This is a genomic window from Nitrosomonas cryotolerans ATCC 49181 (genome assembly GCF_900143275.1).
Lineage (GTDB): Bacteria > Pseudomonadota > Gammaproteobacteria > Burkholderiales > Nitrosomonadaceae > Nitrosomonas > Nitrosomonas cryotolerans.
The window spans coordinates 2,086,237-2,112,480 of the sequence record NZ_FSRO01000001.1 but is presented as its reverse complement, the minus strand read 5'-3'; the positions used below and the strand labels follow the sequence as shown (position 1 = coordinate 2,112,480).

The window sequence follows — 26,244 nt, the reverse complement described above, 5'->3', positions numbered from 1 at the left end:
AAGATAGCCTGTAATCGATGGCTTACTTTTAAAGATTAATTCGGAGATCCTAACTTTATGCGTCAATATCTCGAACTAATGAGACATGTTCTAAACCATGGCTGCCAGAAATCTGATCGAACTGGAACAGGCACACTCTCGGTATTTGGTTACCAGATGCGTTTTGATTTGACCGATGGTTTTCCATTGGTCACTACTAAGAAATGTCATATTAAATCCATTATTCATGAGCTACTGTGGTTCCTAACGGGGGATACTAATATTAGATACCTTCAAAATCATGGTATTTCTATCTGGGATGAATGGGCAGATGAGAATGGGGAGCTTGGTCCGATATATGGACACCAATGGCGCTCATGGCCAACTGCCGATGGCCGCGAGATAGATCAAATTACGCAGATAATTGAGCAAATAACGAATACTCCGGATTCGCGGCGTATGATTGTTTCAGCATGGAACGTAGGCTATTTGGACAGCATGAGGCTACCGCCTTGTCATGCATTTTTTCAATTTTATGTGGCTGATGGTCGATTGTCTTGCCAGCTATACCAGCGGAGTGCGGATATCTTTCTGGGTTTACCATTTAATATTGCGTCTTATTCACTATTAACCATGATGATCGCACAAGTATGCAACCTCAAACCTGGCGATTTTGTACACACTCTTGGCGATGCTCACCTATATCTTAATCATCTTGACCAGGCTCATGAACAGCTCAATCGAGAACCTAGAGTATTACCGACTATGAAATTAAATCCTTTAATCAGACAAATTTTTAATTTTAAATATGACGATTTCGTATTAACGAAATATGATCCTCACCCAGCTATCAGAGCGGTAGTTGCCGTATGAATGCTTCACATTTATCAATTCTAGTAGCAATGGCTAAAAATCGTGTCATTGGTAAGGATAATACACTGCCGTGGTACTTGCCCGCTGATCTGAGACATTTCAAAGCACTGACCTTGGGAAATCATATTATCATGGGTCGTAAAACATATGAATCGATTGGTAAACCCTTATCAGGTCGTACAAACATAATTATTACGCACCAGGTTAATTATCATGCACCCGGCGCAATTATTGTGAATTCAATAGGTGATGCACTACGCCTATATACAGATCGTGATGACAAGAATACACAGGGGTTTATCATTGGAGGCGCAGAGCTTTATCAACAAATGCTGGGGTTATGTCAACGTATATACATGACAGAGTTACAGCATAATTTTGAAGGAGATACATTCTTTCCTAACTTAAATCCTGATGAATGGAATGAAACGATACGCGAAAAGCATTATTCGGATGGTAAGGATCCACTGGAATTCCACTTTATCGTACTCGATCGTAAAATCTGACTCAATTTTATCCAGGAGAAAAATATATGGAATTCTTGAAGAAATGCTTAAGCTTAATATTGTTTTTTGTTTTATCAGTAAATTTATATGCGGCGGGGCATACTGAAATTACTTGGTATGGACATGCTGCTTTTAAGATAAAAACGCCTACGGGCAAGGTTATGGTTATTGACCCCTGGCTTACAAATCCAGCCAACCAGGCCGGGAAAGATAATCTTTCCAAGTTAAATAAAGTTGATTTAATCCTTATCACGCATGGTCACGCTGATCACGTTGGTGATAGTGTCGAAATTGCAAAAAAAACAGCTGCGAGACTGGTGACTACTTATGATCTGGGTGCCGCATTGGTTAAATATGGTGGTTATCCAGAGAAACAAGTGGGGTATGATACTCAAGGAAATACTGGAGGTGAGATTTCACTGCTAGATGACGAAGTGAAAATTGCCTTTATACCCGCAGTACACAGCTCAACTTTTACTGAGCCGCACGGAATCAAACATATTCGTAGTAGTGGTAACGCAGGTGGTTTTCTGATTTCCATCAAAAATGGACCTGTAATTTATCATACAGGCGATACAGATTTATTTTCTGATATGGCATTGATACCCAGGTTTCGCAAGGTCGATATTATGCTTGCTGCCATAGGCGACCATTTTACAATGGGTCCTCAGCGTGCTGCCGAAGCAGTCAAATTAGTTCAGCCTGATATAGTTATTCCTATGCATTTTGGTACTTACCCAATTCTCAGAGGAACACCAAAAGCGTTAGAAGAGGCAATAAAAATAAAAAATATTAACGTGGAAATCAAGGTAATGAAGATTGGAGAAACCTTAAATCATAAATAAATTTAAACGAAGGCAGTAAATCACAGAACCTAAATACCATTCTGGTAGCGTTAAGCTAAATAAGACGGTGAATATGATTTCATTCTATTTGATCAGTATCAGTATTAGCGAGTACAGATAAGAGGCATGATATTATTTGATTCTGGTAACAAAATGGCAGGATACAATCAATATATCCTACCATTTTTAATTATAGTGCATGAATTTAAGCTATTTGTTCGTTATTTGCTTATACCACGATAACATCTGGCAATGGAAACCCATTGAAGTTACTGGCGTAGGCAGTTGTATAAGCACCGGCATTAGGAATATAAATAAAATCGCCTTCTTGTATATCCTTGGGTAACATCTCATCATGCATTAGAATATCTACCGAATCACAAGTAGGGCCAGCAATAGACCAGGGAATATGGCTTCCCTCCCGATCCGTTAAAATTTCATATCGCAACCCTTCAGTAACCTCAATGATGCCACCAAACATGCCAGCATCCCAATACATCCACCGCTTACCATTACGTGTAGCTGTACCGACCACACGGCAAATAAAATAAGCCGAATCAGATACCAGATAGCGCCCTGGCTCAGCTATGATACGTATATCTTCCGGTAAATCAGCAATCGCAGCGTTAACCACTTCGCCAATTACCTCAATGGAAGGGATCGGTTTAATATGACGTACCGGATAGCCACCGCCAATATTCAGTAAACGTGGATTCAGTCCCGCGTTACGCATATCTGCAAAAACTTTTTTGGCACGCTCAATACCGACTCGCCAATTCTGCGGATTACGACATTGTGAGCCGACATGAAAAGTTACGCCAGCAAGGTCAGCATTAAGTCTGGCCGCCTCATTGATAATTTCATGAATATCCGCAAGATGTGTACCAAATTTCCCAGCTAATGGCCAGTCGCTGCCAATATTAGGCGTATCTATACGCAGATACATTTTCGCATCTGGCTTGACACTTACAATTTTTTGCAATTCTTCAATACTATCTAGAACATACCATTCAACTCCTTTAGCAGCGGCATATTCGAGATAAGCACGAGATTTCATTGGATTACTGTAATAGATTTCAGCAGCCGGAACACCTAAGCTCAGCAATAGATCTAATTCAGCAATCGAAGCAATTTCAAATCCAGCTTTCTCTTCAATCAATGTTTTTAATACCCGTGGATCAGGGTTAGCTTTGGCTGCATAGTGCGGATGAACACGTGGCATTGCAGCTTTAAATCGCCGTGTTTTATTGCGAATAATATCGAGATCAATCAGTAAAAACGGTTTATTGTAGCCTTTTTGTAGTGCCGCCTGGACATGCTCAAAACTCAGACTAATTTCGGAGTGAGTATCAAATACTACTTCAGCTTCAGTTTTTTTATAAAGAATAGTGGAATGCATTGACATGATATTTTCCTTTAAGGATTGCTATGTAACAGGGATATGAACATTGACTAAATCAGCTGGGATAGAAAAATTTACTTTGCATATCATGATGACCTCCTACGTGTAAGTTTACGATGCTTAAAAAAGTCCGAATTATAGTATGCATTCAGCGGGAATCAAGCTTTTTTTTTGACAAGGCAAAAGAAATTAAATTTCTGCTTATAGAAAAAATTTAATTTCCTAAATACATCTAGTTAGAGAGTGGTATTGGTTTGAATAATAGATAAGCAACAACAGCGATACAGGATTAAATCGACTGCTAATTTCCAGAGTTGCACAGCAGTCTTACAACATTTCGCGTCGACACGATTTTGGAATTAGAGAATTCGTGCTGACCGCCCTCACAGATATCCTTGAAAAGGATGAGAATCACAGCACGAATCAAGCGTTTCCCGAGGCCATGTTCAGGCCGCTAATGCAAAAGAGGGAGGGTCAGAAAGAGGTATTTGATCGTTTGCATCGAGCTTTTGTCTGTAAAGTTCACATTCTTGCCGATAAAGGCTATAGCAGCAATGACATTCGGAATGATCTAAAAAACGTAGTATCAAGTCAGTTATTCCACCACGTTTGAGCCGGAAAATACCAATTCATTACAACAAAAATACTATAAAAAAAAGCGCTTTTTGTCCGCATAGCTTAACAGCCAATTTGAAGAAAGCTAAGCTAGTAGTTTGATGAGGAACGATATTGATTGAAATATCCCCCCCAAAAAAATCTACCTTAAATCTTTGGAAGCGTCACGCCCTGCTGGCATTGATATTTACCATTCCGATCTTTATATGAAGTTTCACATACTTCATCTGACTCAAAAAAGATTACCTGTGCAACACCTTCATTCGCATATATTTTCGCAGGTAATGGTGTCGTATTAGAGAATTCTAATGTCACATAACCCTCCCATTCTGGTTCAAAAGGAGTGACATTGACAATAATGCCACAGCGGGCATAAGTAGATTTACCTAGGCAGATAGTCAATATATTTCTAGGAATGCGAAAATACTCGACTGTACGCGCTAATGCAAAAGAATTGGGTGGAATAATACAAACGTCACTTTTTACATCAACAAATGAATTCGAATCAAAATGCTTGGGATCTACAATGGTGGAATTCAAATTCGTAAACAGTTTAAATTCATCAGAGCAACGAATATCATAACCGTAGCTTGATGTGCCGTAAGAGACAATTTTACGGTCGTTTTTCTGCCTGATCTGTTCAGGCTCGAATGGTTCTATCATGCCACACTCTAAGGCCATGCGGCGGATCCATTTATCAGACTTAATCGTCATCCTGATATCACTAGAAAAATAGAAAAAACCGATATAGCTGTATACTGCGAAACAAACCGACTAGTCATTTTCCATTACAATCTTTGCAAATAATTCTGACTGATCTTCTGCTAGATCAGCGACTTTTATAGCAACACGACGCGCAATCGTACGATAGGTTTCAGCTATTTGACCATTTGGATCAGCTACTACGCTTGGTATACCCATATCAGTTTGTTCACGAATTTTAATATCTAGTGGCAATGCCCCTAGAAATTCTACTTCATAATCTTGACACATTTTTTTACCACCGCCAGTACCAAAAATATGTTCCGTGTGTCCGCACTGAGAACAGGTATGTGTACTCATATTCTCGACGATTCCTAAAATAGGAATACCTACTTTCTCAAACATTTTTAGACCCTTACGAGCATCTAACAAAGCAATATCTTGTGGTGTCGTAACAATTACAGCGCCGGTAACAGGCACTTTCTGTGCGAGTGTTAATTGTATATCACCTGTGCCAGGTGGCAAATCAACAATAAGATAATCTAAATCATGCCAGCGAGTGTCGTTCAGCAATTGTTGTAGTGCCTGAGTTACCATCGGTCCACGCCAGACCATGGGGGTTTCCATAGAAACCAGAAGGCCAATAGACATAGCCTGAATACCGTGTGCCTGCATTGGTTCTATTGATTTACCATCTGGAGATTCCGGACGCCCGGTAATTCCCAGCATTTGTGGCTGTGAAGGTCCATAAATATCAGCATCCAGAATACCAACCGAAGCACCTTCTGCTGCCAGCGCCAGCGCTAAATTTACTGCAGTAGCAGATTTACCCACCCCACCTTTACCAGAAGCAACAGCAATCACATTCTTCACACCTGGAATGAGTTTCACGCCACGTTGCACACTATGAGGAACAATCCTGCTGGTAATATTAACATTAACCGCCTCAATTTCAGGAATAGCACTTAATGCATCAGTAATACTGGCTTGGATAGAATTCATCACACTTTTTGCTGGATAACCCAATTCGATTTCAAGCGACACCTGATCATTTTTAATTTTGATGTGACGGATTGCCTTGCTCGTCACATAATCCTTTCCTGTCGTCGGATCAATCAATTCTTTAAGAATAGATTGTACTTGTTGCTCTGAGATAGTCACTATACAACTCCTTTGTATCGGTAATGCAATCTAAATCCGGGATAAGGTTTAATCGGATGTTAACAAATATCAGGATAACCTACACAGTTTGTTACAATTCGTGTTTAACCAATTCGAAATATAGATCGTTAATGAACAAGCGAAAAATCCTAGTAACCTCTGCATTACCTTATGCGAATGGCAGCATCCATCTTGGCCACTTGGTGGAATATATCCAGACCGATATCTGGGTACGCTTTCAGAAAATGCGAGGACATACTGTGTACTATGTATGCGCCGATGATACTCATGGTACACCCGTTATGCTGCGTGCCGAAAAAGAGGGCATAACACCGGAAGCCTTGATTACAAGGGTACATAGCGAACATTTTCGTGATTTTACGGGGTTTCACATTCACTTTGATAATTATTACACCACACATTCAGCAGAAACACGATTTTATTCAGAAGATATTTATACCAAGCTCAAGAATGCAGGGTTGATTGCAGTCCGTGGTATTGAACAGTTATATGATCCCGTCAGAGAGATGTTCTTGCCTGATCGCTTCGTCAAAGGTGAGTGTCCTAAATGCGCGGCAAAAGACCAATATGGTGACTCCTGCGAAGTTTGTGGCGCTGCTTATACCCCTACTGATTTAAAACATCCATATTCTTCAGTATCCGGGGCCATCCCGATCAAGAAATCCTCTGAACATTTCTTTTTTAGTCTGTCAGATGAGCGTTGTGTAAATTTTTTACGCCGCTGGACACGCGAAGCCGACCATTTACAACCTGAAGCTGCAAATAAAATGCGTGAATGGTTGGGTGACACAGAGAATAATAAGCTTTCTGATTGGGATATTTCACGTGATGCTCCTTATTTCGGTTTTGAAATTCCTCACGCGCCAGGAAAATATTTTTACGTATGGTTGGATGCACCAATTGGTTATATGGGTAGTTTCAAAAATTTATGTGATCAGAATAATATTCATTTCGATGAGTTCTGGAAAAAAGGATCAACTACTGAGCTATATCATTTTATCGGTAAAGATATTCTTTATTTTCATGCATTATTCTGGCCTGCTATGCTCGAGAATACAGGCTATCGGACGCCCACCAAAATATTTGCACATGGCTTTCTCACTGTGAATGGAGAAAAGATGAGTAAATCCAGAGGTACATTCATTACAGCGGAGAGTTATCTGAAACAAGGGCTAAACCCGGAATGGTTACGCTACTACTATGCGGCAAAACTAAATGGATCCATGGAAGACATTGATTTGAATCTGGATGACTTTATTGCACGCGTCAATTCGGATCTGATTGGTAAATATATTAATATTGCCAGCCGATGTGCTGGTTTTATTACCAAACGCTTTGACGGAAAGCTTATTGATGACGAGGGCTATCAGTTAATGCAAAAGTTAATTGATGAACGTTTTTCGTCATGGAAATCGGCCATAATAGAAAAAGCTTATGAGGATAGGGATTTCTCAACTGCAGTTAGAGCCATCATGAAGTACGCAGATGAAGCAAATGAAATGATACATGATCTAGCACCCTGGGAAATTGCCAAAGATCCGAAACGAAATAGTGAGCTACAGCAAGTCTGCAGTTTAGGTATACAACTTTTTTATTTGCTTTCTTGTTATCTGAAGCCCATTCTGCCTGAAACCATCAAGAGAATTGAAAACTTTCTTAATTGTGAGCCACTATGTTGGCCCGCGTTATCAGGTGAACAACAGTTATCCAATCTGTTATTGCCGGCTGGACATCGCATTAATACCTACCAACACCTGATGACACGGATTGATATCAAGAATATTCATGCCTTAATCGAGGCAAACAAACAAAGCCTTACACCTGTTACAGAGACGCACTCGCCCGCACGTCACGCTGAAAAACAACAACATATACAGGCACCTATCGCTGAGACAATTTTAATTGATGATTTCAATAAAATAGACTTGCGCGTCGCTATGATTATCCATGCCGAGCAGGTAGCAGGTGCTGATAAGTTATTGAAGCTGACACTGGATATTGGTACCGAACAACGAATCGTTTTTGCGGGAATTAAATCCGCTTATGATCCAGATCAAATCAAAGGACGACTGACTATTATGGTTGCCAATCTGGCACCGCGCAAAATGAAATTTGGCTTATCTGAAGGTATGGTATTGGCCGCAGGTGACGGAGAGGGCCTTTATTTGTTTTCTCCCGATAGCGGTGCCCAGCCAGGAATGCGCGTGAAATAATTATCCTGATCTCTAATATTCAAAAAAATCGATGAAGCCTCTTGAAGAGCAGATCAAGACACTGGAATTAAAACTATTACATACGGATACCGGAGCGGATCCTTCGTTATTCAATGCGCTGTTGTCTGAAGATTTTGAAGAAATCGGTAATACGGGCCACATCAGCTCAAGACAAGAAGTCATTAATTGGTTAATCAATAAGAGTAATGATGATCGCTGGTTATTAAAAAACTTCAGAATAAAGATATTATCAACTGATTGGATACTTGCTATCTACGAAGCACAGAAAATAAGTAACCCGGATAGCACTTCAACGTCCAGAGGATCGCTTAGGAGCTCAATCTGGAAGCGTCATGGTGACGATTGGCAGATGGTATTTCATCAGGGTTCAAAGGTAAGTAAATAACTCAATATAAAAATAGCGAACATGTCATGCTCTACTAAAATTATATTGATCATGATTCAAATTACTGGCACCTAGGAAAAGATCTAAAAACAATAGGCAGCCTGATCTACCCATTATCGTTATGGTGTCAAACGATAGGAAATCAAATAACTTCACGGCGTTTAAGTTGACCTGGTAAATTAGAATAATAGGAGGCGGCATTGGAACAAGCAGAACAACAGCTTAGTGAAATAAAAAATAATATTGCTAAAATTCAACAAAATATGGCGGCGGCATGTAAACGGGTGGGGCGTGAGCCATCTAGCGTTCGACTCTTACCCGTAACTAAAACCGTTCCTGCTGAAAGGCTGCGGATTGCCTATGCCGCTGGCTGTCATGATATGGGTGAAAATAAGATTCAGGAGGCGCGAGAAAAGTCCGAGATATTGAATGATCTAAACATTAAATGGTCGGTAATTGGTCATCTTCAGACCAACAAAGCCAAGTATCTGGCACGATTCGCACATGAATTCCAAGCACTGGATAGCCTCAAAGTAGCTGAAGAACTTGATAAACGTTTACAAATAGAAGGGCGGGCTATGGATGTTTATGTTCAAGTCAATAGCTCAGGTGAAGCCAGCAAATTCGGATTAGCACCGGAGGATGTCCATGCTTTTGTGGCAAACCTGCCTCACTATTCATCATTGCGTATCAAGGGGTTAATGACATTGGCTATTTTTTCTAATGATCATGAACGTGTTCGCGAATGTTTTATCAAGATGCGCACATTACGTGATATGCTCAGACAAGAGGCGCCCGCTAATTTATCATTTGAGGAACTCTCAATGGGTATGTCCGGGGACTATGAAATTGCAATTGAGGAAGGTGCGACCGTTGTGCGAGTTGGACAAGCCATCTTTGGCAAACGACCCTTGCCAGACAGTCACTACTGGCCCGGGCTTGCATAGTCCATGGCTTCATGAGATTTCATATTAGCCTTACCGGTTAGTAATTCCAGGTAGTGCGATGTTAACTTTTCCCCTGTGTTGCTTGTGGCCTCATTATTCTTCTGAATCATGAAATATTTTTACCTTGTTATCTGCCATTTATATTTATGCTGCAACTTGGATAAATCTGGATTTCCAGAAAAGTAATTAAATCAATGAGAATTTGTCGTTACTTGGTCCATGAAGAATCGTTACATTAACGGTTGGAATTTGAGGTTGACAGCAATCAATAAAGATAATGAGAGACCTTTGCAAAACCCCAATAGTTGGAAATCCAATCCTTTATAATCAATGAGTTGAAATTTCTAGCGAGGGCTTTTGCAAAAGTCTCAATGAGATTCTCTCTGAACATCATTGGATTATGCTACATAGAGACTTATTTATTCAAATTCATCAACTTAATTGTTAAATAAAAGTGACTATTGATAAAAATTACCGGGATCTGGTTGAGAAGCTAACCGAAATTTCCCGACTCAATGGCATCATGAGCACATTAAGCTGGGATCAAGAGGTAATGATGCCATCAGGTGCCTCGGAAGCACGGGCACGACAAATTTCCACACTGGCGGGGATCATCCATGAACGCACAACCGATCCGCAGCTTGGTACATGTTTAGCTGCAATACAAAAGGAAGGTTTCGGATCTCTTAATACATTAATGGCCTGCAATATTCGCGAGGCACAACGTAACTTTGATCTAGAAACTAAAGTCCCTAAAAGATTAGCCATGGAGATGGCCGAACTGAGTTCCAGTGCTCACTCCGTGTGGATCGCAGCCCGTAAAGAAAACAAATTTTCGAGCTTCTCGCCCGTATTAAAACACTTTCTTGAATTAAAGAAAGAATGGGCGCAATGTGTATTCCCAGACTTGAATCCATATGATGCCAATATTGATAATTTTGAGCGCGGGACGACTATGGCCGAAATTACACCCATATTTGAACTGCTAAAAAAAGAGCTCATTCCGTTCATTAGAATTATTCAGGAGAGCGAGCACCAACCTGCCAATTCATTTTTACAAGGCAGCTTTCCAATCGATAAACAGGAAGCCTTAGCCCGTAAAATCAGCCAGGATATCGGTTTTGAATTTAATCAGGGCCGTATGGATGTCTCTGTTCATCCCTTTTGTGGAGGCGGGCATCCAACCGATGTACGTATCACTACCCGTTACGATGAATCGAATTTTATTGAGTCATTATATGCAGTTATTCACGAAACAGGACACGGTCTTTATGAGCAGGGACGCATGCTCCAAGAGCGAGATTTACCTGCATCAGAATCGCTCACTATGGGTATTCATGAATCCCAATCTCTTTTTTGGGAGCGCATGATCGGGCAAAGCAAATTTTTCTGTGCTCATTATTTTGAAACGATTCGTACGGTTTTTCCACAAAATTTGCATGGAATATCAGCTGATTCATTTTACCAAGCCATTAATATCTGCAAGCCGGATTTTATTCGTGTCCAAGCGGATGAACTGACCTATCCACTGCATATCATTTTACGTTATGAAATTGAAAAGGGATTGTTCGATGGATCAATGAATGTCGATGACTTGCCCGAAATCTGGAATGAGATGATGATGCAATATTTGGGCATTAAACCGCCGACTGATACCTTGGGCGTTTTGCAGGATTCACACTGGAGTGGGGGAGCATTTGGTTATTTTCCCTCATATACCTTGGGTGCGATTTACGCCTGCCAATTCTATAAAACCATGCAGAATGAACTTCCTGATACAGAAAAGAATATTGAAGTTGGTAACTTCATTCCGATTAAAGCCTGGCTAAATCAGAAAATTCATAGTCAAGGCAGGCTTTATACACCACAAGAATTAGTGCAAAGGATAACAGGGGAAGTGCTAAATCCGAATCATTTTATTAGTTACCTCAAAAAAAAATATACCGCTATTTATCAGTTGAGTTAGGAATCAAGTTAAAAAATAGTGTAGTCGCTATTTTATTACTGATAAACATATCATGATTATGCTGTGATTAAAAAACCGAACATAGCTTGCATGAGTAGAGTTTGTCGAGTATTCAATTAATCTACGCCAGATTATGAGAGACCTTTGCAAAACCCCAATAATTGGAAACTTCTGGCCGAGGGCTTTTGCAAGAGTCTCTATGAAAGAAAAGGTGTGTCTTCAATGAACGAAAGCACTTTTCATAATAGTTTTTCCATACACTACTGTTTATTCAATATCGGTCCTATTTGATGCGCTCATTACCTTATTGGTATCTTTCTGGCTTCTATTTCTTTCATTTCGCATTTATTGGTGCATTTGCTCCCTATTGGAGCCTGTATCTTCAGTCGCTTTCTTTTAATGCCTTTCAAATCGGAGTGTTAATGTCGTTGCTGCAGGCAACACGTATTTTTGCACCTGCTGCATGGGGTTGGCTTGCTGATCATACAGGCAAACGGGTATTCATTGTACAGCTAGCAGCAATTACGGGATTAATAAGTTATTGTGGTGTTTTTTTAGGTGAATCTTTTCTCTGGATCTTTGTAGTTATGCTGTTTATGAGCTTCTTCTGGAGTGCATCATTACCGTTGATAGAAGCCATTACTCTTTCTCATCTAGGCAACAATACTGATAGATATGGGCGAATACGTTCATGGGGATCAATAGGATTTATCTTAGCTGTCGTCGGTACCGGCTATCTATTAGATAGAGTGGAAATTTATTGGTTGCTGTGGGTGGTGCTGGGATTTAAATTAGGTATCGCGATTTTTTCATATCAAATTCCCGAAGCAGAGATCACTACTCACAGCACTGATGATGATTCAGTACGGAAAATTTGTAATCGCCCTGAAGTAAGGGCTTTTTTAGTTGCCAGCCTACTGATGTTGTTTGCACATGGTGCATACTATACCTTTTACTCAATTTATCTTGTGGAAAATGGCTACGATAAGGGAATCATTGGTTGGCTTTGGGCAATCGGTGTAATCTGTGAAATCGGAATCTTTTTTTTCATGTCATGCTTAATGCGACACTTCTGCTTGAAACAGATTCTGGTTTTTAGTTTCGTATGCGCAATAGTGCGCTTCTTAATGATAGGCTGGGGAGTTGAATCACTCTTTATTATAGTATTTGCACAAATCCTGCACGCTGCAACCTATGGAACACATCACGTTGCGGCCATGATAGTCGTGCATCATTTTTTTCGGGGCCGCCATCAAGCCAAAGGACAAGCCATATATACCAGTATCGCGTTTGGTATAGGGGGTACATTCGGAAGTGTGTTCAGCGGTTATTCCTGGGAATGGCTAGGACCCAACATAACATTCACAGTCAGTGCCATAGCGGCCTTGCTGGGTTTGAGCTTGATAACCTGGAAAATGAAAGCGTTGATAATAGACAGCAACAAAAATGAGTGACCATTTTCAAAGATACCGAAATCGGCGTATTGATGTCGATATAGGCCACACATGATTTCGAATCTTAAGATATTGTTAAGATCACAAACGAATTTATAAAATTACTGTTAGGTTTAGATATCGATTATCATACTAAACTAAATGGATATTACCGAGTTGAAACTCGCTACATCGAGGTACCATCCTCAATCAATATCCTAATCATTAATGAATCCTATATTGCCTAGCACTGACATCGATTCAGAACTGCTAGCATGATAAATAATTTTAATCACGCAGCAATCAGAATTAATATTAATTTTGACAATATGGCTGCCAGGATTACCTATTGATCAGATGATTTGTTTGAAATAGCTTTATAACCATGTTGAATTCATTGCTATATTGGGGATTAAATTGATTGAAAAAATATCTGATCATGACAGTTTTTTTTCATCACGTAATGCCATCTCTGAGTTCTTGTTTTTATCTGATGAACCTGAACCTGTAGATTTATGCGTAGTATTAGGAGCACCATCTCCTACAAATATTGAGCCTGCAATTAGGCTTTATGGCTCTGGCTTGACAAAATATATCCTTATTACCGGTTTCGGTCCCGAGGTTCAGAAAGCTAATGATACTTTCATACCTGAATATGCCGTTCTCCGAGATTTGGCGTTAAAAGCTAAAATACCCGAGAATGCGCTCATTTTAGAAACATTCGCGATGAACACACTTGAGAATTTCACACTATCTTCTATTATTATTGAAGCGAAATTTGGGTGGAAAAATATATGCTCCGTTGCTATCGCAGGCAAACCTATGCATATGCGACGTGCTTTAATGACTGCTCGCAAACATTGGCCCAGTCATTTAAAGCTCATTATGCAGCCAAGCAAGAATACCATCGATCTTCAGATCGATACCTGGTGGCAAACTAAGAATGGTCAACAACGTGTATTCGGTGAACTAAAGGCGATTGCCGAGTATGCAATGAAATCACATATTGCCGGTTTCTAATGGATTACCCGAATGATCAAACACCTTCCTGATTCTATACATCTAATTGGTATCGGTGGAAGCGGTATGAGTGGTATCGCTCATTGTTTGCTGGATATGGGACACACTGTTTCCGGTAGCGATCTAAAACCGACTGAAACGACCAAAAAGCTATCCGAGCGCGGCGCAGTTATCAATTATGCACATAACGCCGAAAATATTCATAATGCAAAGCTAGTTATCGTCAGCGAAGCGATTCCTGGCAACAATGTAGAAATGACTGAGGCACGCCGACGTCATATTGATATTATGAAACGGGCTGCTTTTATAAATATTTTAGCTACAGGTAAAACGGCTATATGTGTAGCAGGCACACACGGAAAATCGACTACATCAGCAATGATAGCTAAAGTACTGCAATCTGCTGCCGCCAACCCGAGCTATATTGTTGGTGCCGACACCCTGACGCTTAATGAAACCAGCGCGTGCATGTCCACCGGACAACACATGATTATCGAAAGCTGCGAGGCATTTCAAGGCTTATCACATTATTCGCCCAGCATAGCGGTTATCACTAACATCGATGATGATCATATTGAACATTATGGTGGACAAAAACAGCTTGATCATGCATTCCAGGAATTTGCTAATCGCACAGCCGCCGATGGCTATGTCATTATAAATGGAGATGATGCCGGCATAACACGCATTAAACCTAGGATTAGGCAGGCCAGTGTTACCTTTGGAAGTTCATCGGATAATGATATTTCAGCCGTCGACATTATATTTACACCGACAGAAACAAGTTTTCATGTAATTGATAACAGGCGGAGAGTTGGTATAATCAAAATTCCCATACCGGGTCAACATATCGTTACCAATGCATTAGGCTGTATTGCGGCCTGTTTTTCACTCGGAATTTCATTTGATGATATCGCTCGGGGACTTTGTGATTTTACGGGAGTAAATCGTCGCTGGGATGATTATGGTGTTATAAACGGCGTACATATCATCGATGATTATGCGCATCACCCCACCGAGCTGCGTGCTGCGATCAAGACAGCTCGTTTACTTCTATCTGATAACCAACGACTTATTCTTGCATTCCAACCACAACTTTATTCGCGCACACGACGACTGAGAACTGCCTTTGCTGAAGTCATTGCAGATTGTAATGGCGCGCTACTGCTGGATATTGATCCCGGTGGCGAGGAGAGCAGTCATACTATCAACAGTCAGATCATTCTCGATCAGATCGACGATGCAAGTGGGAATTTTTTATTTTTTAAGAATATGGACGACCTTGTCGCTGGAGCGGCTGTATTTCTAAAAGCGGACGATGTTTTGTTGATTGCTGGAAGTGGAGAGATTGCGGGCTTTGCGCGTCTATTAATAAAACGCTTAGGCATGGGCAGTTACGGTTATACAGATTGTCTGCGCATGCTTACTTCGAGCAATCCCGCTAATGATCATAGCGTAACGACTGTCACTATGCAGCCTAGTAATGTTGTTTCTATGATCAAGACAAGTATTAAGTGTTTTCCTGATTCTATAGCCGTTTTCTGTGATGGAGTAACGCTCAGCTATACTGAGCTGGATCACGTTTCTGATATTCTTGCCCAGAAATTTATTGCGTACGGTATGCAAAAAGGCCATGTTCTTGGTATCGGCCTACCTCCATCATTAGATCAAATCTCTTGTCTGATCGCTGCACTCAAAATAGGGGTCGCCTATTTGCCAATGGATGAGAAACTACCAGAGGATCGGCTACGTTACATGGCCAAAAGTGCCACTGTAGATCTGCTAGTAACAGCATATGGCTCTAAGATAGATAAAATTATGGCGCAAACAAATAAGATGTATCTGGCGAGTCGACTAAATACAATGAAGTCGCCCATGGCAGAAAGATATTCTAGGAACGGTTTGCTACCGATTAATTTTAATAAAGAGAATATCGCTTATATCTGCTTTACTTCTGGTTCAACCGGTACGCCAAAAGGTATTCCTATCACTCATGCCGCAATATCTTCCTTTATTCACGATGCACTAGGCCTGTTTTATTTTACTCATGATTCTCGCACAGTGCTTAATTCATCCATGAATTTTGATGTCTCGATTGCTGAAATCCTTGTCACCTTATGTGCAGGCGGTACGATAATAATCCCTAAAACACGGGGAACATTATTGGGTCGACATCTTGATGTTTTCATCAAAAATCATGCCATAACGCATCTTCTTGCAACCCCCTCTGTACTCGCAACTTTATCTACCCCTACACCCAAATCTCTTGAGACAATTATTGCAGCTGGAGAAGCTTGTCCTCAAACGCTGGCGGACAAGTTATCCACTAATTGCCATTTCTTTAATAGCTATGGACCTGCCGAAGCGACTATTTACAGTACAACCTGGCAACATTCTCCCGGAAAACCCATATGCATCGGAAGTGCCATGTCGCATATTGATATTCATATTCTTGATCCACAAAATAAAATTGCGGCAGCAGGCGAAGTTGGCGAACTATGTTTGAGTGGAATAGGTGTATTCCCGGGGTATCTATGCGAGCCAGGCCTTTATAGAAACTCATTTATCTTTACTGAGGGTCATGATGGCAAGACTATTAGATTATATAGAACAGGTGACCTCGTAAGGCGACGCGGAGATGGTCAAATTGAGTTCATTGGCCGGCTAGATAATCAAATCAAGATTCGAGGAAATCGCATAGAGCTAGAAGAAATAGAAGCATCAATACAACAACTTCCTGGTGTTTGTGATGCCACCGTATGCGCTGAACATATCAACCATGACAGGGAAATTATTGCCTATTTTACTGCTGTGAACGGTGCTGCCATAAAAGTAGATGAATTCTCCCAACAGCTTTCTTCCTGGCTTCCGGAATATATGATTCCCTCCCAATATATACAGATAGAAGCATTTTCGTTGACATCTACTGGTAAAAAAAATCGCACTGAGGTTTCTGATAGGAATCGTCACAAAATTTCCCGACACGCTGTATTTATTCCTCCTGTAACAGATACTCAAATTCGCCTCGGAAAACTCTGGAAATCTGTACTTAGAATTAATGAGAAAATCGGTTTGGAGGATGATTTTGGTCATCTAGGTGGAGACTCATTAAATTCAGTTATCCTCATTGCCGAAGTAGAAGAAATTTTCAATATCTGCATTTCACCTGCTTTTTTCGGCCGAATAACAACCCTTGGAAATATGGCAAATCAATTGGATGGGCTCATTGGCTCCGGTATGCCAAGTATTCAGAATACGCTGGGATTTGAATCATCAGAAATCTTTATGAAACTAAGACGATTCACAGCCTCTTGGGCAGGAGAAAAGCTTGATGAAGACTCTCTCATCATTTCACTTGGCCCTGTCGATGCTAAATACAACTTATTCTGGTGCTTACAAAGCGAATATGAGCTCAAACAATTAGCTAAGCACCTTGGATCAGACTATCGTGTTCATGGCATGCGATCTGGCCATTTGGCAATGGACTACAATGAAAATAATCTAAATGCGCTAGTTACGTATTATTCGAATGCACTAACCCGCCTATATCCTGAAGGATCGATATTGCTCGGAGGGAATTGTCAGGGAGGGCAGATCGCCCATGCCATCGCTTTGCGACAAAAGAATCAAAATCGCCATGTTTCCCTTCTTATTCTTATGGAATCTGCACGTCTCCCCGCGTATGAGGATTCTATAGCATTTATTTATGGCAAACACAGTTACTTGAATCCATATACTCGATACCAAGACGAGCTTAAAGTATATAATGAAGCCTATTCACTGGGATATGCATTAGACATCATACTTGGCGAACATGGCACATTTTTCAAGGAACCCAACATTCATTTTCTTGCGTCTAGGATCAACACAAATGTAATTAATGCCACCGGCAAAAGCACCTTAAATTCAACAGTAAAAATGATCTAGCTGATCCTGTATTCTATTTTATTATCCTATACAGCATACATAATACTGGGAATCTAACACGAAAATTAATCGTATGATTCTTACATGGAAAATTAAGAAATTTTTTATGTAATTTGCCTATATTTATGAAACGTCCTGGAATCATAAAAAATGATTGATATTAAATTAAGTTTAAAGATTATTTTTAAACGACGTGCAGAATTGTTGTATTTTTTTATCATAACTCTATTAACTTCTACTCCTGTTCATGCTGCGAAGCAATTAGATATTCGGTCCTACGAAGCAGCCGATCCATGTAGTGTTGATACGGCACAAATCAGGGTAACCGTAAATGGCATTGGTTCTGAAGGAATGCTCAGCGTTGAGCTTTATCATGATCCAGATAACTTTTTAAACAAAAAAGGCCGTAAGCGCCGCATTCGTATTCCAGCAATGGAAAAACAACATACCGTTTGTTTTAGTATCGAACAGCAAGGTACCTATGCCGTTGCAGCTTACCATGATGTCGATGGCAATCGTAGGTTAAATAAACGCTGGAATATGATGCCCAAAGAACCTTTTGGTTTATCGAACAATCCACAACAACGATTTGGTTTTCCAAAATTTAGCGAGGCGGCATTCACAACTGATGCTCTGGGCGCAAACATCATAATCAATCTTCAGAAACCATAATTTTACTACTGCAATCTCATGTGTATTTGGTTTGAAACATTGCCAGAAGTAATTCATCGAAAAATATATCACCAAATGCTTTGCATAAGTATTTTCAAAACAGTATCTTGAGGTGAACTACAATCAGATTTTATTCCTGATGCCTCATCGAGGCCTACAGATAATCAGTCAGGTTTCTTTTTACCGTTTTTTTCTTTAGCAATCGGATTTTGTCTTTCTCTTTCATCTTATATCCGCCATAGGCACCAGCTCCTGCTGCTACTGCAAGCCAGCAACCTGATAATAAGGGTAGGGTAATCAAAAAAATAATCAAACAGAAACAATTCGTTATTCTCATTACAAATTCCTATTCCAAAACAAAACAAAACACATCATTTTATTGACCCTGCCATGTGCAGCTTTAACAAATTCCACTTCCCGTGTGCGATTAGCGGATGTGATCAATAGTGATCCAAATAGCTGACAAGATACAACCAATAAGCTCACCGTATGATAGTTGCTTCAAGCCCAGCATATCCTCTATCTGATAGGCCTATACTCGTTTAATTTAGTTCTATATTGAAAATAACGATAAAAATAAAACTGAGTGTTTGATTCTATTAATCTAACAGAAATATGAATAGAAATAGAGAAATATGAAAACGTCGATCAGGAATCGCTCATGATAAAGTAGTTCTTATGGCAAGGCGAGGAGAGATTGGATATGGAGAATTATGAAGCTTTATTAGCGACGATAGCATTGACGATGGGAGTGTCGTGGGCAAGTGGCGTGAATTTATATGCAACATTACTCGTACTCGGTGTTGGTGGATTAACAGGAAATATTGCTTTGCCCACCGAACTGGTGTTTTTACAAGATCCGATGGTTATTGGCGCAGCAGGCATAATGTATTTTGTTGAGTTCTTTGCAGATAAAATTCCAGGTATCGATACCGGCTGGGACTCCATTCACACCTTTATTCGTATTCCAGCTGGCGCCATGCTTGCAGCAGGTGCAGTGGGAGATATCACACCGGTCTTAGAAATTACTGCGGGCATTTTAGGCGGCGGCATTGCTGCGACAAGCCATGCGGCTAAAAGTGGAACACGTCTTTTGATTAATACATCACCGGAGCCACTCACTAACTGGTCTGCTTCAATTAGCGAAGATCTTTTAGTCATTGCCGGTTTATGGACGGCATTAAATCATCCAGTCATTTTTCTGATTCTGTTTATAGTTTTTATCTGTTTTGCCATTTGGTTATTACCAAGATTATGGTATCTAATCAAGACAGTACTATTGAAAATAGGCAGACTTTTAGGTAGAGTGAGCTGAATCGGTCAACACTGATGGCCCTTCAAGATTAGAGACCAGCATTCAAGAAAAGTGTAATCTCTGTAGATTAGAGTAACTGTTGAAATTTTTGCGAAAGTCCTCGTCAAAAGTTTTCTTGCTATTGATTATAAAGGGTTTATTTTTCAACTATTGGGATTTTGCAAAGGTCTCCTGTTACAAGTGAGTGGTGTATTAATTGAAAGTGGATTTTAAAGGCAAAAGCAGCACACTCCATGAGATAGATTTAAATAGCTTATTAAAGCTTTTTACCTATTTTTAATTAATTCAAATTGTTAAGCCCATACTAAATCAGAAAATATCGATATCTTTTTGCATGAGGCAAATCTTAACTAACGAATTGCTTTCGGATGAACCCCTTTTTTTAGCGCTCGAATAGCTTCTTCCGGACTTTTTACGATTTGCTTAACTGGACAGAAGAAATATTTTGCAAGTTCACGTTGAGCATAATACTGAATTACATTTTCTAGCATTTGCCACTCTGATGTACGTGGTTGAGACCAGGTTTTGTCATCACGTCCCAATGCATATAATTTTCTTTCATGGGTGTCGCAGCGTATTCCCTCATAGCTAACGTTCAAGGCACCTGCTGAAGATTGTATTACCAGGCTATATCGTATCACCCCATCCTTTCCTATTTTAATCGATGTGGTATCAACATAATGCAAATTACTGTTAGCCGCGCTCACAGTAAATTTAATTAAATTTCTCTGTTCAGGAAAAGCAGGTAGCTGTGTCTGTAATTCAACCCAGGATTTCTTATCATCAAACTCATCTTTAAATACCTTTTGATTGGCACAGGCTACCATGTGTAAGGCACATAACAACAATAGGAATTTTTTCATAGTATGAGATTATTCAGCAGGGATTTGCGTTGATTTGTATCGACTACATCGACAGATGCTTGATAAGCAGGGTGTTTAACCCCCATGCTCAGGGTTGCGCCCTGATGCAATGCCTGAATCATTGGTGCTGTTAATTCAAAACGTAGAAAATGTACCGAAGAAGTTTTATCGGCAATTCTTCGCTCCATATCTTCGTTTGCAATGGCATAAATGGGCATATGTCCGGCTACTTTTACCCATACTTTATCTTCTATGCCGATTAAAGTAGCCAGCTTTGCAGCCCGTTCAATCGGATCCGGATATTCAATCATCATCGTAGCTTTCCAATTACTGCCATCGGGAATTAATGGTGTGTAAATACTGAGTTCATAAAGAATCGCTTCTTCATCGAAGTTTTTTTCCGCATATAGCATCTCTTGAATTTGGTAGCGAATTGTCAATTCATCTTCGAATATCAGTATAATATTAGAACCTAGAGAAACTCTGCGGTATTTCTTATGTTCGATAACCTGAGCACGAAATGTTTGCCGAACTTTCGTATAGGCTTCCAGTGTCATTAAGCTGTCACGCGTAATTTTAGCCATATGTTTTCCTGTTATGGTGACCATATCAGAATTCCATTTATGCTGCACGGTTACATCATTATTCATGTGGTCAAAATCTGAAGCAGCATTTGTTTGTGTACTAATCGGCGGGTTCTAGTAAAATTAGAAAACTCATTCTTTACGCTTCAGGTCTCATCATGAGCCGAATAACATTCGACTACGTTCACTTTCTCACTCAAAATTAGTTGTCGCATATCCGAGCTCCCCATCAATATTCCGTATGTTCCAATGACAAAAGAATGAGAGGTTATTCTTTTCAGAAACTGTTTAAAATGGGCTCTTAGTGACTCACTTTTATTTTGTAATACAAGCATCCAAAAGGACCAAGCATGGCTACCGTGATTGTCTTCATGAGTAAACATAGAAAACGAAAACAGCACAATGGGAATTACCGAATTAGAGTAGAAACGGAATTTACATGCTACATTTAGGATCGGTTATTTCTAATTTGCAAATTTCCCATCCCTCATATGTCTGTCAAGTGACCAGTGGTTAGTTTGTAACAAATTAATCTACAAAATTATCCAATGCTCGTTGAAAGCGGTTCGCGTGAAAACGCTCAGCCTTAGCCAGTGTTTCAAACCAGTCAGCAATCTCATCAAAACCTTCATCTCTTGCAGTCTTGGCCATACCAGGATACATGTCGGTATATTCATGCGTTTCGCCAGCAATTGCCGTTTTGAGATTATCCCGAGAAGGACCAAAAGGTAAGCCTGTAACAGGATCGCCACAAGGCTCCAAATACTCCAAATGACCATGAGCATGGCCTGCTTCACCTTCAGCAGTAGAGCGGAAGGCTGCCGCTATATCATTTTGGCCTTCCACATCTGCTTTAGCTGCAAAATAAAGATAGCGGCGATTAGCTTGAGACTCACCCGAAAAAGCGGCTTTCAAATTTTCTTCCGTTTTAGATCCTTTAAGCGCCATGAATTACCCCCTTTTAATGTGATCGGTTTATTATGCTACAGGTAATTGAAATAAAAGAATCTAATTTTTAATCATAGTGTTAAATAAAATAATAGCTCATTTATCTCCGGTTTACTGGTTGTAAAATATAAAAATAAAAATTTACGCAAACCAAAGGATAACAATCACGCAAGAGTAAAACCCGAACGCATACCGATTTACAAAATCACATAGTAGGAGGTTTTTGAAAAAGCCCGCGCCATAAGTTTTATCATATTGATTATAAAGGATTAATCATTCAACTATTGGAGTTTTTCAAAGGTCTCAAGTTTTATCTGAAAAGCCTATCGAAGAGACTCTTGTTTGTCAACTATCCACTCATTCGCATAGCAACTCCATTCAAACTTAATCTAATGATCTGAATCGGGTGGATATAAACTATTCTGCTTACAACGCTAAAAATAAGCAGGCTTTAACAAATAAATACAATGCCCTTTTATGAGGTACCCGGGTATATAATTTAAGATTGTCTATTATTTGAATTTATGATGCCTATTAAATCACGAATCCGTACTATTCCACATTACCCGCACCAGGGTATTATGTTCCGTGATATCACAACGTTATTAAAAGACCCCGTTGGTCTACGTCTGACTATCGAAAAAATAACTAACCAGTATAAGGAAGCTAGAATCGATACCGTAGTCGGTATTGAAGCACGTGGTTTTATTATTGGCACGCCCGTTGCTTTTCAATTGCATACCGGTTTTATACCTATACGAAAAAAAAATAAGCTGCCTGCTAAAACAGCTGGACGTGATTATCAACTTGAGTATGGAAGCGATCGTGTTGAAATCCACGTAGATGCCATTCAGCAAGGAAATCGCGTACTTTTGGTAGATGATCTTATTGCCACCGGTGGAACAGCAGAGGCTGCCGTCAAATTAATAGAAGATATGGGCGGGGAAGTAGTGGCGTGTTGTTTTGTAATCGATTTACCAGACGTTGGGGGACGGGCGCGCTTGGAAAAATCAGGATATGAAGTTTTTTCACTGTGTGAATTCGAAGGTGGTTGAGGAAGCGCATAACCCGGCCAAAAATTGGTTGACTCATATCTATCAATTAAACGTAAAACCGATATTCCGGCTTTATTAATTTGATGATGCTTTTAGTTTAGGCGACGCGATTAACCCATACTCCGCAATTATAGCTTACACCGGCACTTATGATCAGTTGGCTGCGAAATCTAGTGGTTTTCACTCAATAGAGCTAGCAGTTTTTCATGAATGCCACCAAAGCTGCCATTACTCATAATGAGCACATGATCGCCCGGCCGAACTATGCTTGAGATCGATGTGATTAATTGCATCAGATCATCATGACAACTATATTTTTTATCTAATGTATGCAATGCGGCACGGGCATCCCATTCCGAATCGTTTAGATAACAGAATATCTGGTCAGCTTCCATTAAACTATTAGCAAAATCATCCTTCCATACACCCATTCGCATTGTATTAGAACGCGGCTCTAGTACAGCAATAATATTCGCAGAACCAACGTTATTGCGTAAACCACTAATAGTTGCCCGAATGGATGTTGGGTGATGAGCAAAATCATCATATATCGTGATGTTATTAACGATACCCTTGACTTCCATGCGACGCTTAACGTTTTTAAATTGTGCCAATGCTTCAATGCCGACTTGAATCGGCACCCCAGCATGGCGCGCAGCGATCATCGCTGCAAGTGCATTCAAAGCATTATGTGCCCCCAGCAGCCCCCATTGCAGCGTTCCTTGGAGTTTGTTCTTGTAATAAATCCCAATTTGATTATTTGCTGTGTGCGGCGCAGCCTGCCATTCCAAGTCTGTACCAAACTCCTCAACCGGTGTCCAGCATCCTGCCGCTAAAACACGTTTCAGGCTGTCTTCCTGACTATTTGAAATAATCAGCCCACCGCTAGGCACTAAACGGACTAAATGATGAAATTGGCGTTCGATTGCGGCAAGATCCGAAAAAATATCGGCATGGTCAAATTCTAAATTATTTAGAACAACGGTGCGAGGATGATAATGTACAAATTTAGAGCGTTTATCAAAAAAAGCAGTATCATACTCATCCGCTTCGATAACAAAAAAAGATGAGATTTCTGGCATGCATTGAGCTGGGCTCTCGGTATTATTCGATGCTCCATGACTCACTCCAATTCTTGCTGATATTCCAAAGTTCTCAGGTACACCTCCGATCAAAAATCCGGGGTTCATACCGGCATATTCCAGTATCCATGCCAGCATTGAGCTGGTTGTCGTTTTACCATGAGTGCCTGCTATTGCCAGCACCCATTTATTTTTTAAAATGTTCTCTGAAAGCCATTGCGGCCCGGATGTATAAGATAAGTTACGATTAAGTATTTCTTCCATCAAAGGATTGCCACGTGAAATGACATTGCCGATCACAAATATGTCGGGGTCTAAGAGTACTTGTTCTGGTGAATATCCTTCTATTAATTCAATTCCTTGAGATTCTAACTGAGTACTCATGGGCGGGTAAACATTAGTATCACACCCTGTAACTTTATGTCCGGATTCGCGTGCAATGGCCGCAATTCCACCCATAAAAGTGCCACAAATGCCGAGTATGTGAATATGCACTGGTCAGTACCTTTACTAAAGAATGAATTAATTTTTTTAATTAAATTAGAATTGCTTTTGCTCGTTAAGAATTATAGCCTATCGCAACAATGACAACGTAAATTGTAATGATGCATTTCTAATGACTGCAATTAGCATTGCAAAAAATCAGAAGATGCGCTATCGATTACAATGATATCCCGTGCCAGCTATTCCTTCTACTTCTTCTGCTTATCGCGGGCGTTTTGCGCCATCCCCTACAGGGCCATTACATTTTGGATCTCTGGTTGCTGCTGTCGGTAGCTATTTGGAAGCAAAACATCATGACGGCGAATGGTTAGTTAGAATTGAAGACTTGGATACACCTCGTACAGTTTCAGGCGCCTCCAGCAGCATTCTTAACGTGCTGGAAAAGCTGGGAATGGAATGGGACGGTGTCGTCGTTTATCAAAGCCAACGTAATAAAATTTATCAAAATGCATTGGCTTCTCTGGAAAGACAGGGCTTAATTTATTCTTGTCAGTGTTCGCGTAAAGAAATTGCTGACTCTAGTATCAGAGGAATAGGCGGCCTGATCTATCCCGGTACCTGCCGTAATCATTCATACGCACTTGAACAAAGCAGTGCGTCACGCATTCAAACTACGAATGATCCAATTAGTTTCAAAGATCGCCTACAGGGATTGATCTGTCAGCGGCTTAATAGTGATATCGGTGACTTCGTGTTACGTCGGGCTGATGGCATTTATGCTTACCAATTGGCCGTGGTAGTAGATGATGCTGAGCAACAGATAACACATGTTGTTCGCGGAAGTGATTTACTGGGCTCTACACCTCGTCAAATTTATTTGCAGCAGCTGCTAAATTATATAACTCCAGTATATATGCATTTGCCTTTGGTAATGAGTCAAACCGGTGAAAAGCTGAGCAAACAAACTTATGCTGCCCCCATTGATTTAATCAATGCATTATCACAGCTTGTAGCTGCCGCGCGTTTCCTAGGCCAAGAACCGCCGATAGAACTACTTAAGAGTGATGTTTCATCATTTTGGCAATGGGCAATAAAAAATTGGCAGTCACATAAAATTCCACCATCATCATTGCGTTAACAGCGCATTCAAGAGAAAACTATATCTACAATAACGTATAAATGATCATAATTTATGCTACGCTGCGGCGAGATACGCTACATTAGCATGTAAACCAAAAAATAGTTAAAAAATATTTCAGGAAGCA

22 protein-coding genes are annotated in these 26,244 nt (G+C 40.2%); 14 read left to right on the top strand and 8 right to left on the bottom strand.

What is annotated here, in order from left to right; all coding sequences use genetic code 11:
* Window positions 1–57: 57 nt before the first annotated feature.
* Genes BUQ89_RS09480 through BUQ89_RS09470 form a run of 3 tightly spaced genes read left to right on the top strand, consistent with a single transcriptional unit; the run spans window position 58 to window position 2,203 of the window.
* Entirely contained in the window at window positions 58–852 is a 795-nt protein-coding gene (locus BUQ89_RS09480) for a thymidylate synthase (RefSeq protein ID WP_028460479.1), read from the top strand.
* A complete protein-coding gene (locus tag BUQ89_RS09475; RefSeq protein ID WP_028460480.1) occupies window positions 849–1,358 on the top strand; it encodes a dihydrofolate reductase in 510 nt (169 codons plus the stop codon). Before BUQ89_RS09480 ends, BUQ89_RS09475 begins: the two co-directional genes overlap by 4 nt.
* Before the next feature lie 59 nt (window positions 1,359–1,417).
* Window positions 1,418–2,203, top strand: coding sequence for a metal-dependent hydrolase (locus BUQ89_RS09470; RefSeq protein ID WP_245812970.1), 786 nt, complete (start codon window positions 1,418–1,420; stop codon window positions 2,201–2,203).
* Between the two features lie 229 nt (window positions 2,204–2,432).
* Here the strand turns inward: BUQ89_RS09470 and BUQ89_RS09465 are convergent, their stop codons facing one another.
* The 3 genes from BUQ89_RS09465 to apbC all read right to left on the bottom strand — a co-directional run bounded on the left by BUQ89_RS09465 (window position 2,433) and on the right by apbC (window position 6,083).
* Entirely contained in the window at window positions 2,433–3,608 is a 1,176-nt protein-coding gene (locus BUQ89_RS09465; protein ID WP_028460482.1) for a type III PLP-dependent enzyme, read from the bottom strand.
* A gap of 759 nt (window positions 3,609–4,367) precedes the next feature.
* Window positions 4,368–4,934, bottom strand: a complete 567-nt coding sequence (gene dcd, locus BUQ89_RS09455) for a dCTP deaminase (protein WP_028460484.1) — start codon at window positions 4,932–4,934, stop codon at window positions 4,368–4,370.
* A gap of 60 nt (window positions 4,935–4,994) precedes the next feature.
* Window positions 4,995–6,083 carry an iron-sulfur cluster carrier protein ApbC gene (gene apbC / locus BUQ89_RS09450; RefSeq protein ID WP_028460485.1) on the bottom strand — a complete coding sequence of 363 codons (1,089 nt, stop codon included), beginning with the start codon at window positions 6,081–6,083 and terminating at the stop codon, window positions 4,995–4,997.
* 131 nt (window positions 6,084–6,214) lie between these two features.
* On the opposite strand from apbC, the gene metG reads away from it, so the two are divergent.
* The 8 genes from metG to BUQ89_RS09410 all read left to right on the top strand — a co-directional run bounded on the left by metG (window position 6,215) and on the right by BUQ89_RS09410 (window position 18,688).
* A complete protein-coding gene (metG, locus tag BUQ89_RS09445) occupies window positions 6,215–8,317 on the top strand; it encodes a methionine--tRNA ligase (RefSeq protein WP_028460486.1) in 2,103 nt (700 codons plus the stop codon).
* A 31-nt stretch (window positions 8,318–8,348) separates the two neighbouring features.
* Window positions 8,349–8,723: a nuclear transport factor 2 family protein gene (locus tag BUQ89_RS09440; RefSeq protein WP_051537453.1), complete on the top strand. Its 375-nt coding sequence runs from the start codon at window positions 8,349–8,351 to the stop codon at window positions 8,721–8,723.
* Between the two features lie 200 nt (window positions 8,724–8,923).
* Window positions 8,924–9,670, top strand: coding sequence for a YggS family pyridoxal phosphate-dependent enzyme (locus BUQ89_RS09435; protein WP_028460487.1), 747 nt, complete (start codon window positions 8,924–8,926; stop codon window positions 9,668–9,670).
* A 454-nt stretch (window positions 9,671–10,124) separates the two neighbouring features.
* Window positions 10,125–11,636: a carboxypeptidase M32 gene (locus BUQ89_RS09430; protein WP_245812969.1), complete on the top strand. Its 1,512-nt coding sequence runs from the start codon at window positions 10,125–10,127 to the stop codon at window positions 11,634–11,636.
* Between the two features lie 290 nt (window positions 11,637–11,926).
* Window positions 11,927–13,090 carry an MFS transporter gene (locus tag BUQ89_RS09425; protein WP_036572267.1) on the top strand — a complete coding sequence of 388 codons (1,164 nt, stop codon included), beginning with the start codon at window positions 11,927–11,929 and terminating at the stop codon, window positions 13,088–13,090.
* 396 nt (window positions 13,091–13,486) lie between these two features.
* A complete protein-coding gene (locus BUQ89_RS09420) occupies window positions 13,487–14,089 on the top strand; it encodes a YdcF family protein (protein ID WP_028460490.1) in 603 nt (200 codons plus the stop codon).
* Window positions 14,090–14,101: 12 nt separating this feature from the next.
* Window positions 14,102–18,016, top strand: a complete 3,915-nt coding sequence (murC, locus tag BUQ89_RS09415) for a UDP-N-acetylmuramate--L-alanine ligase (RefSeq protein WP_028460491.1) — start codon at window positions 14,102–14,104, stop codon at window positions 18,014–18,016.
* Window positions 18,017–18,166: 150 nt separating this feature from the next.
* Window positions 18,167–18,688 carry a DUF2141 domain-containing protein gene (locus BUQ89_RS09410; RefSeq protein WP_051537454.1) on the top strand — a complete coding sequence of 174 codons (522 nt, stop codon included), beginning with the start codon at window positions 18,167–18,169 and terminating at the stop codon, window positions 18,686–18,688.
* A gap of 154 nt (window positions 18,689–18,842) precedes the next feature.
* On the opposite strand, the gene BUQ89_RS13735 is transcribed toward BUQ89_RS09410, so the two are convergent.
* Window positions 18,843–19,025 carry a hypothetical protein gene (locus tag BUQ89_RS13735; protein ID WP_177183557.1) on the bottom strand — a complete coding sequence of 61 codons (183 nt, stop codon included), beginning with the start codon at window positions 19,023–19,025 and terminating at the stop codon, window positions 18,843–18,845.
* A 366-nt stretch (window positions 19,026–19,391) separates the two neighbouring features.
* Between BUQ89_RS13735 and BUQ89_RS09405 the strand changes: the two genes are divergently transcribed.
* On the top strand, window positions 19,392–20,003 hold the full coding sequence (locus BUQ89_RS09405) for a DUF4126 domain-containing protein (RefSeq protein WP_051537455.1): 612 nt from the start codon (window positions 19,392–19,394) through the stop codon (window positions 20,001–20,003).
* A 350-nt stretch (window positions 20,004–20,353) separates the two neighbouring features.
* Here BUQ89_RS09405 and BUQ89_RS09400 read toward each other — a convergent pair whose 3' ends face one another.
* From BUQ89_RS09400 to BUQ89_RS09390, 3 genes are all read right to left on the bottom strand, one after another.
* The gene (locus tag BUQ89_RS09400; RefSeq protein ID WP_028460492.1) at window positions 20,354–20,866 is read right to left on the bottom strand and encodes a CNP1-like family protein; all 513 of its coding nucleotides are present in this window, start codon (window positions 20,864–20,866) and stop codon (window positions 20,354–20,356) included.
* The gene (locus BUQ89_RS09395) at window positions 20,863–21,450 is read right to left on the bottom strand and encodes a DUF3501 family protein (RefSeq protein WP_028460493.1); all 588 of its coding nucleotides are present in this window, start codon (window positions 21,448–21,450) and stop codon (window positions 20,863–20,865) included. Before BUQ89_RS09395 ends, BUQ89_RS09400 begins: the two co-directional genes overlap by 4 nt.
* 528 nt (window positions 21,451–21,978) lie before the next feature.
* Window positions 21,979–22,398, bottom strand: coding sequence for a rubrerythrin family protein (locus BUQ89_RS09390; RefSeq protein ID WP_028460494.1), 420 nt, complete (start codon window positions 22,396–22,398; stop codon window positions 21,979–21,981).
* Window positions 22,399–22,925: 527 nt separating this feature from the next.
* Here BUQ89_RS09390 and BUQ89_RS09385 point away from each other — a divergent pair.
* Window positions 22,926–23,453 (top strand): adenine phosphoribosyltransferase, encoded by a 528-nt coding sequence (locus BUQ89_RS09385; protein WP_028460495.1) that lies wholly within the window; start codon window positions 22,926–22,928, stop codon window positions 23,451–23,453.
* Between the two features lie 170 nt (window positions 23,454–23,623).
* Here BUQ89_RS09385 and mpl read toward each other — a convergent pair whose 3' ends face one another.
* The gene (gene mpl / locus BUQ89_RS09380; protein WP_028460496.1) at window positions 23,624–25,030 is read right to left on the bottom strand and encodes a UDP-N-acetylmuramate:L-alanyl-gamma-D-glutamyl-meso-diaminopimelate ligase; all 1,407 of its coding nucleotides are present in this window, start codon (window positions 25,028–25,030) and stop codon (window positions 23,624–23,626) included.
* 181 nt (window positions 25,031–25,211) lie between these two features.
* Between mpl and gluQRS the strand changes: the two genes are divergently transcribed.
* Window positions 25,212–26,117: a tRNA glutamyl-Q(34) synthetase GluQRS gene (gene gluQRS / locus BUQ89_RS09375; protein ID WP_028460497.1), complete on the top strand. Its 906-nt coding sequence runs from the start codon at window positions 25,212–25,214 to the stop codon at window positions 26,115–26,117.
* Window positions 26,118–26,244: the final 127 nt, after the last annotated feature.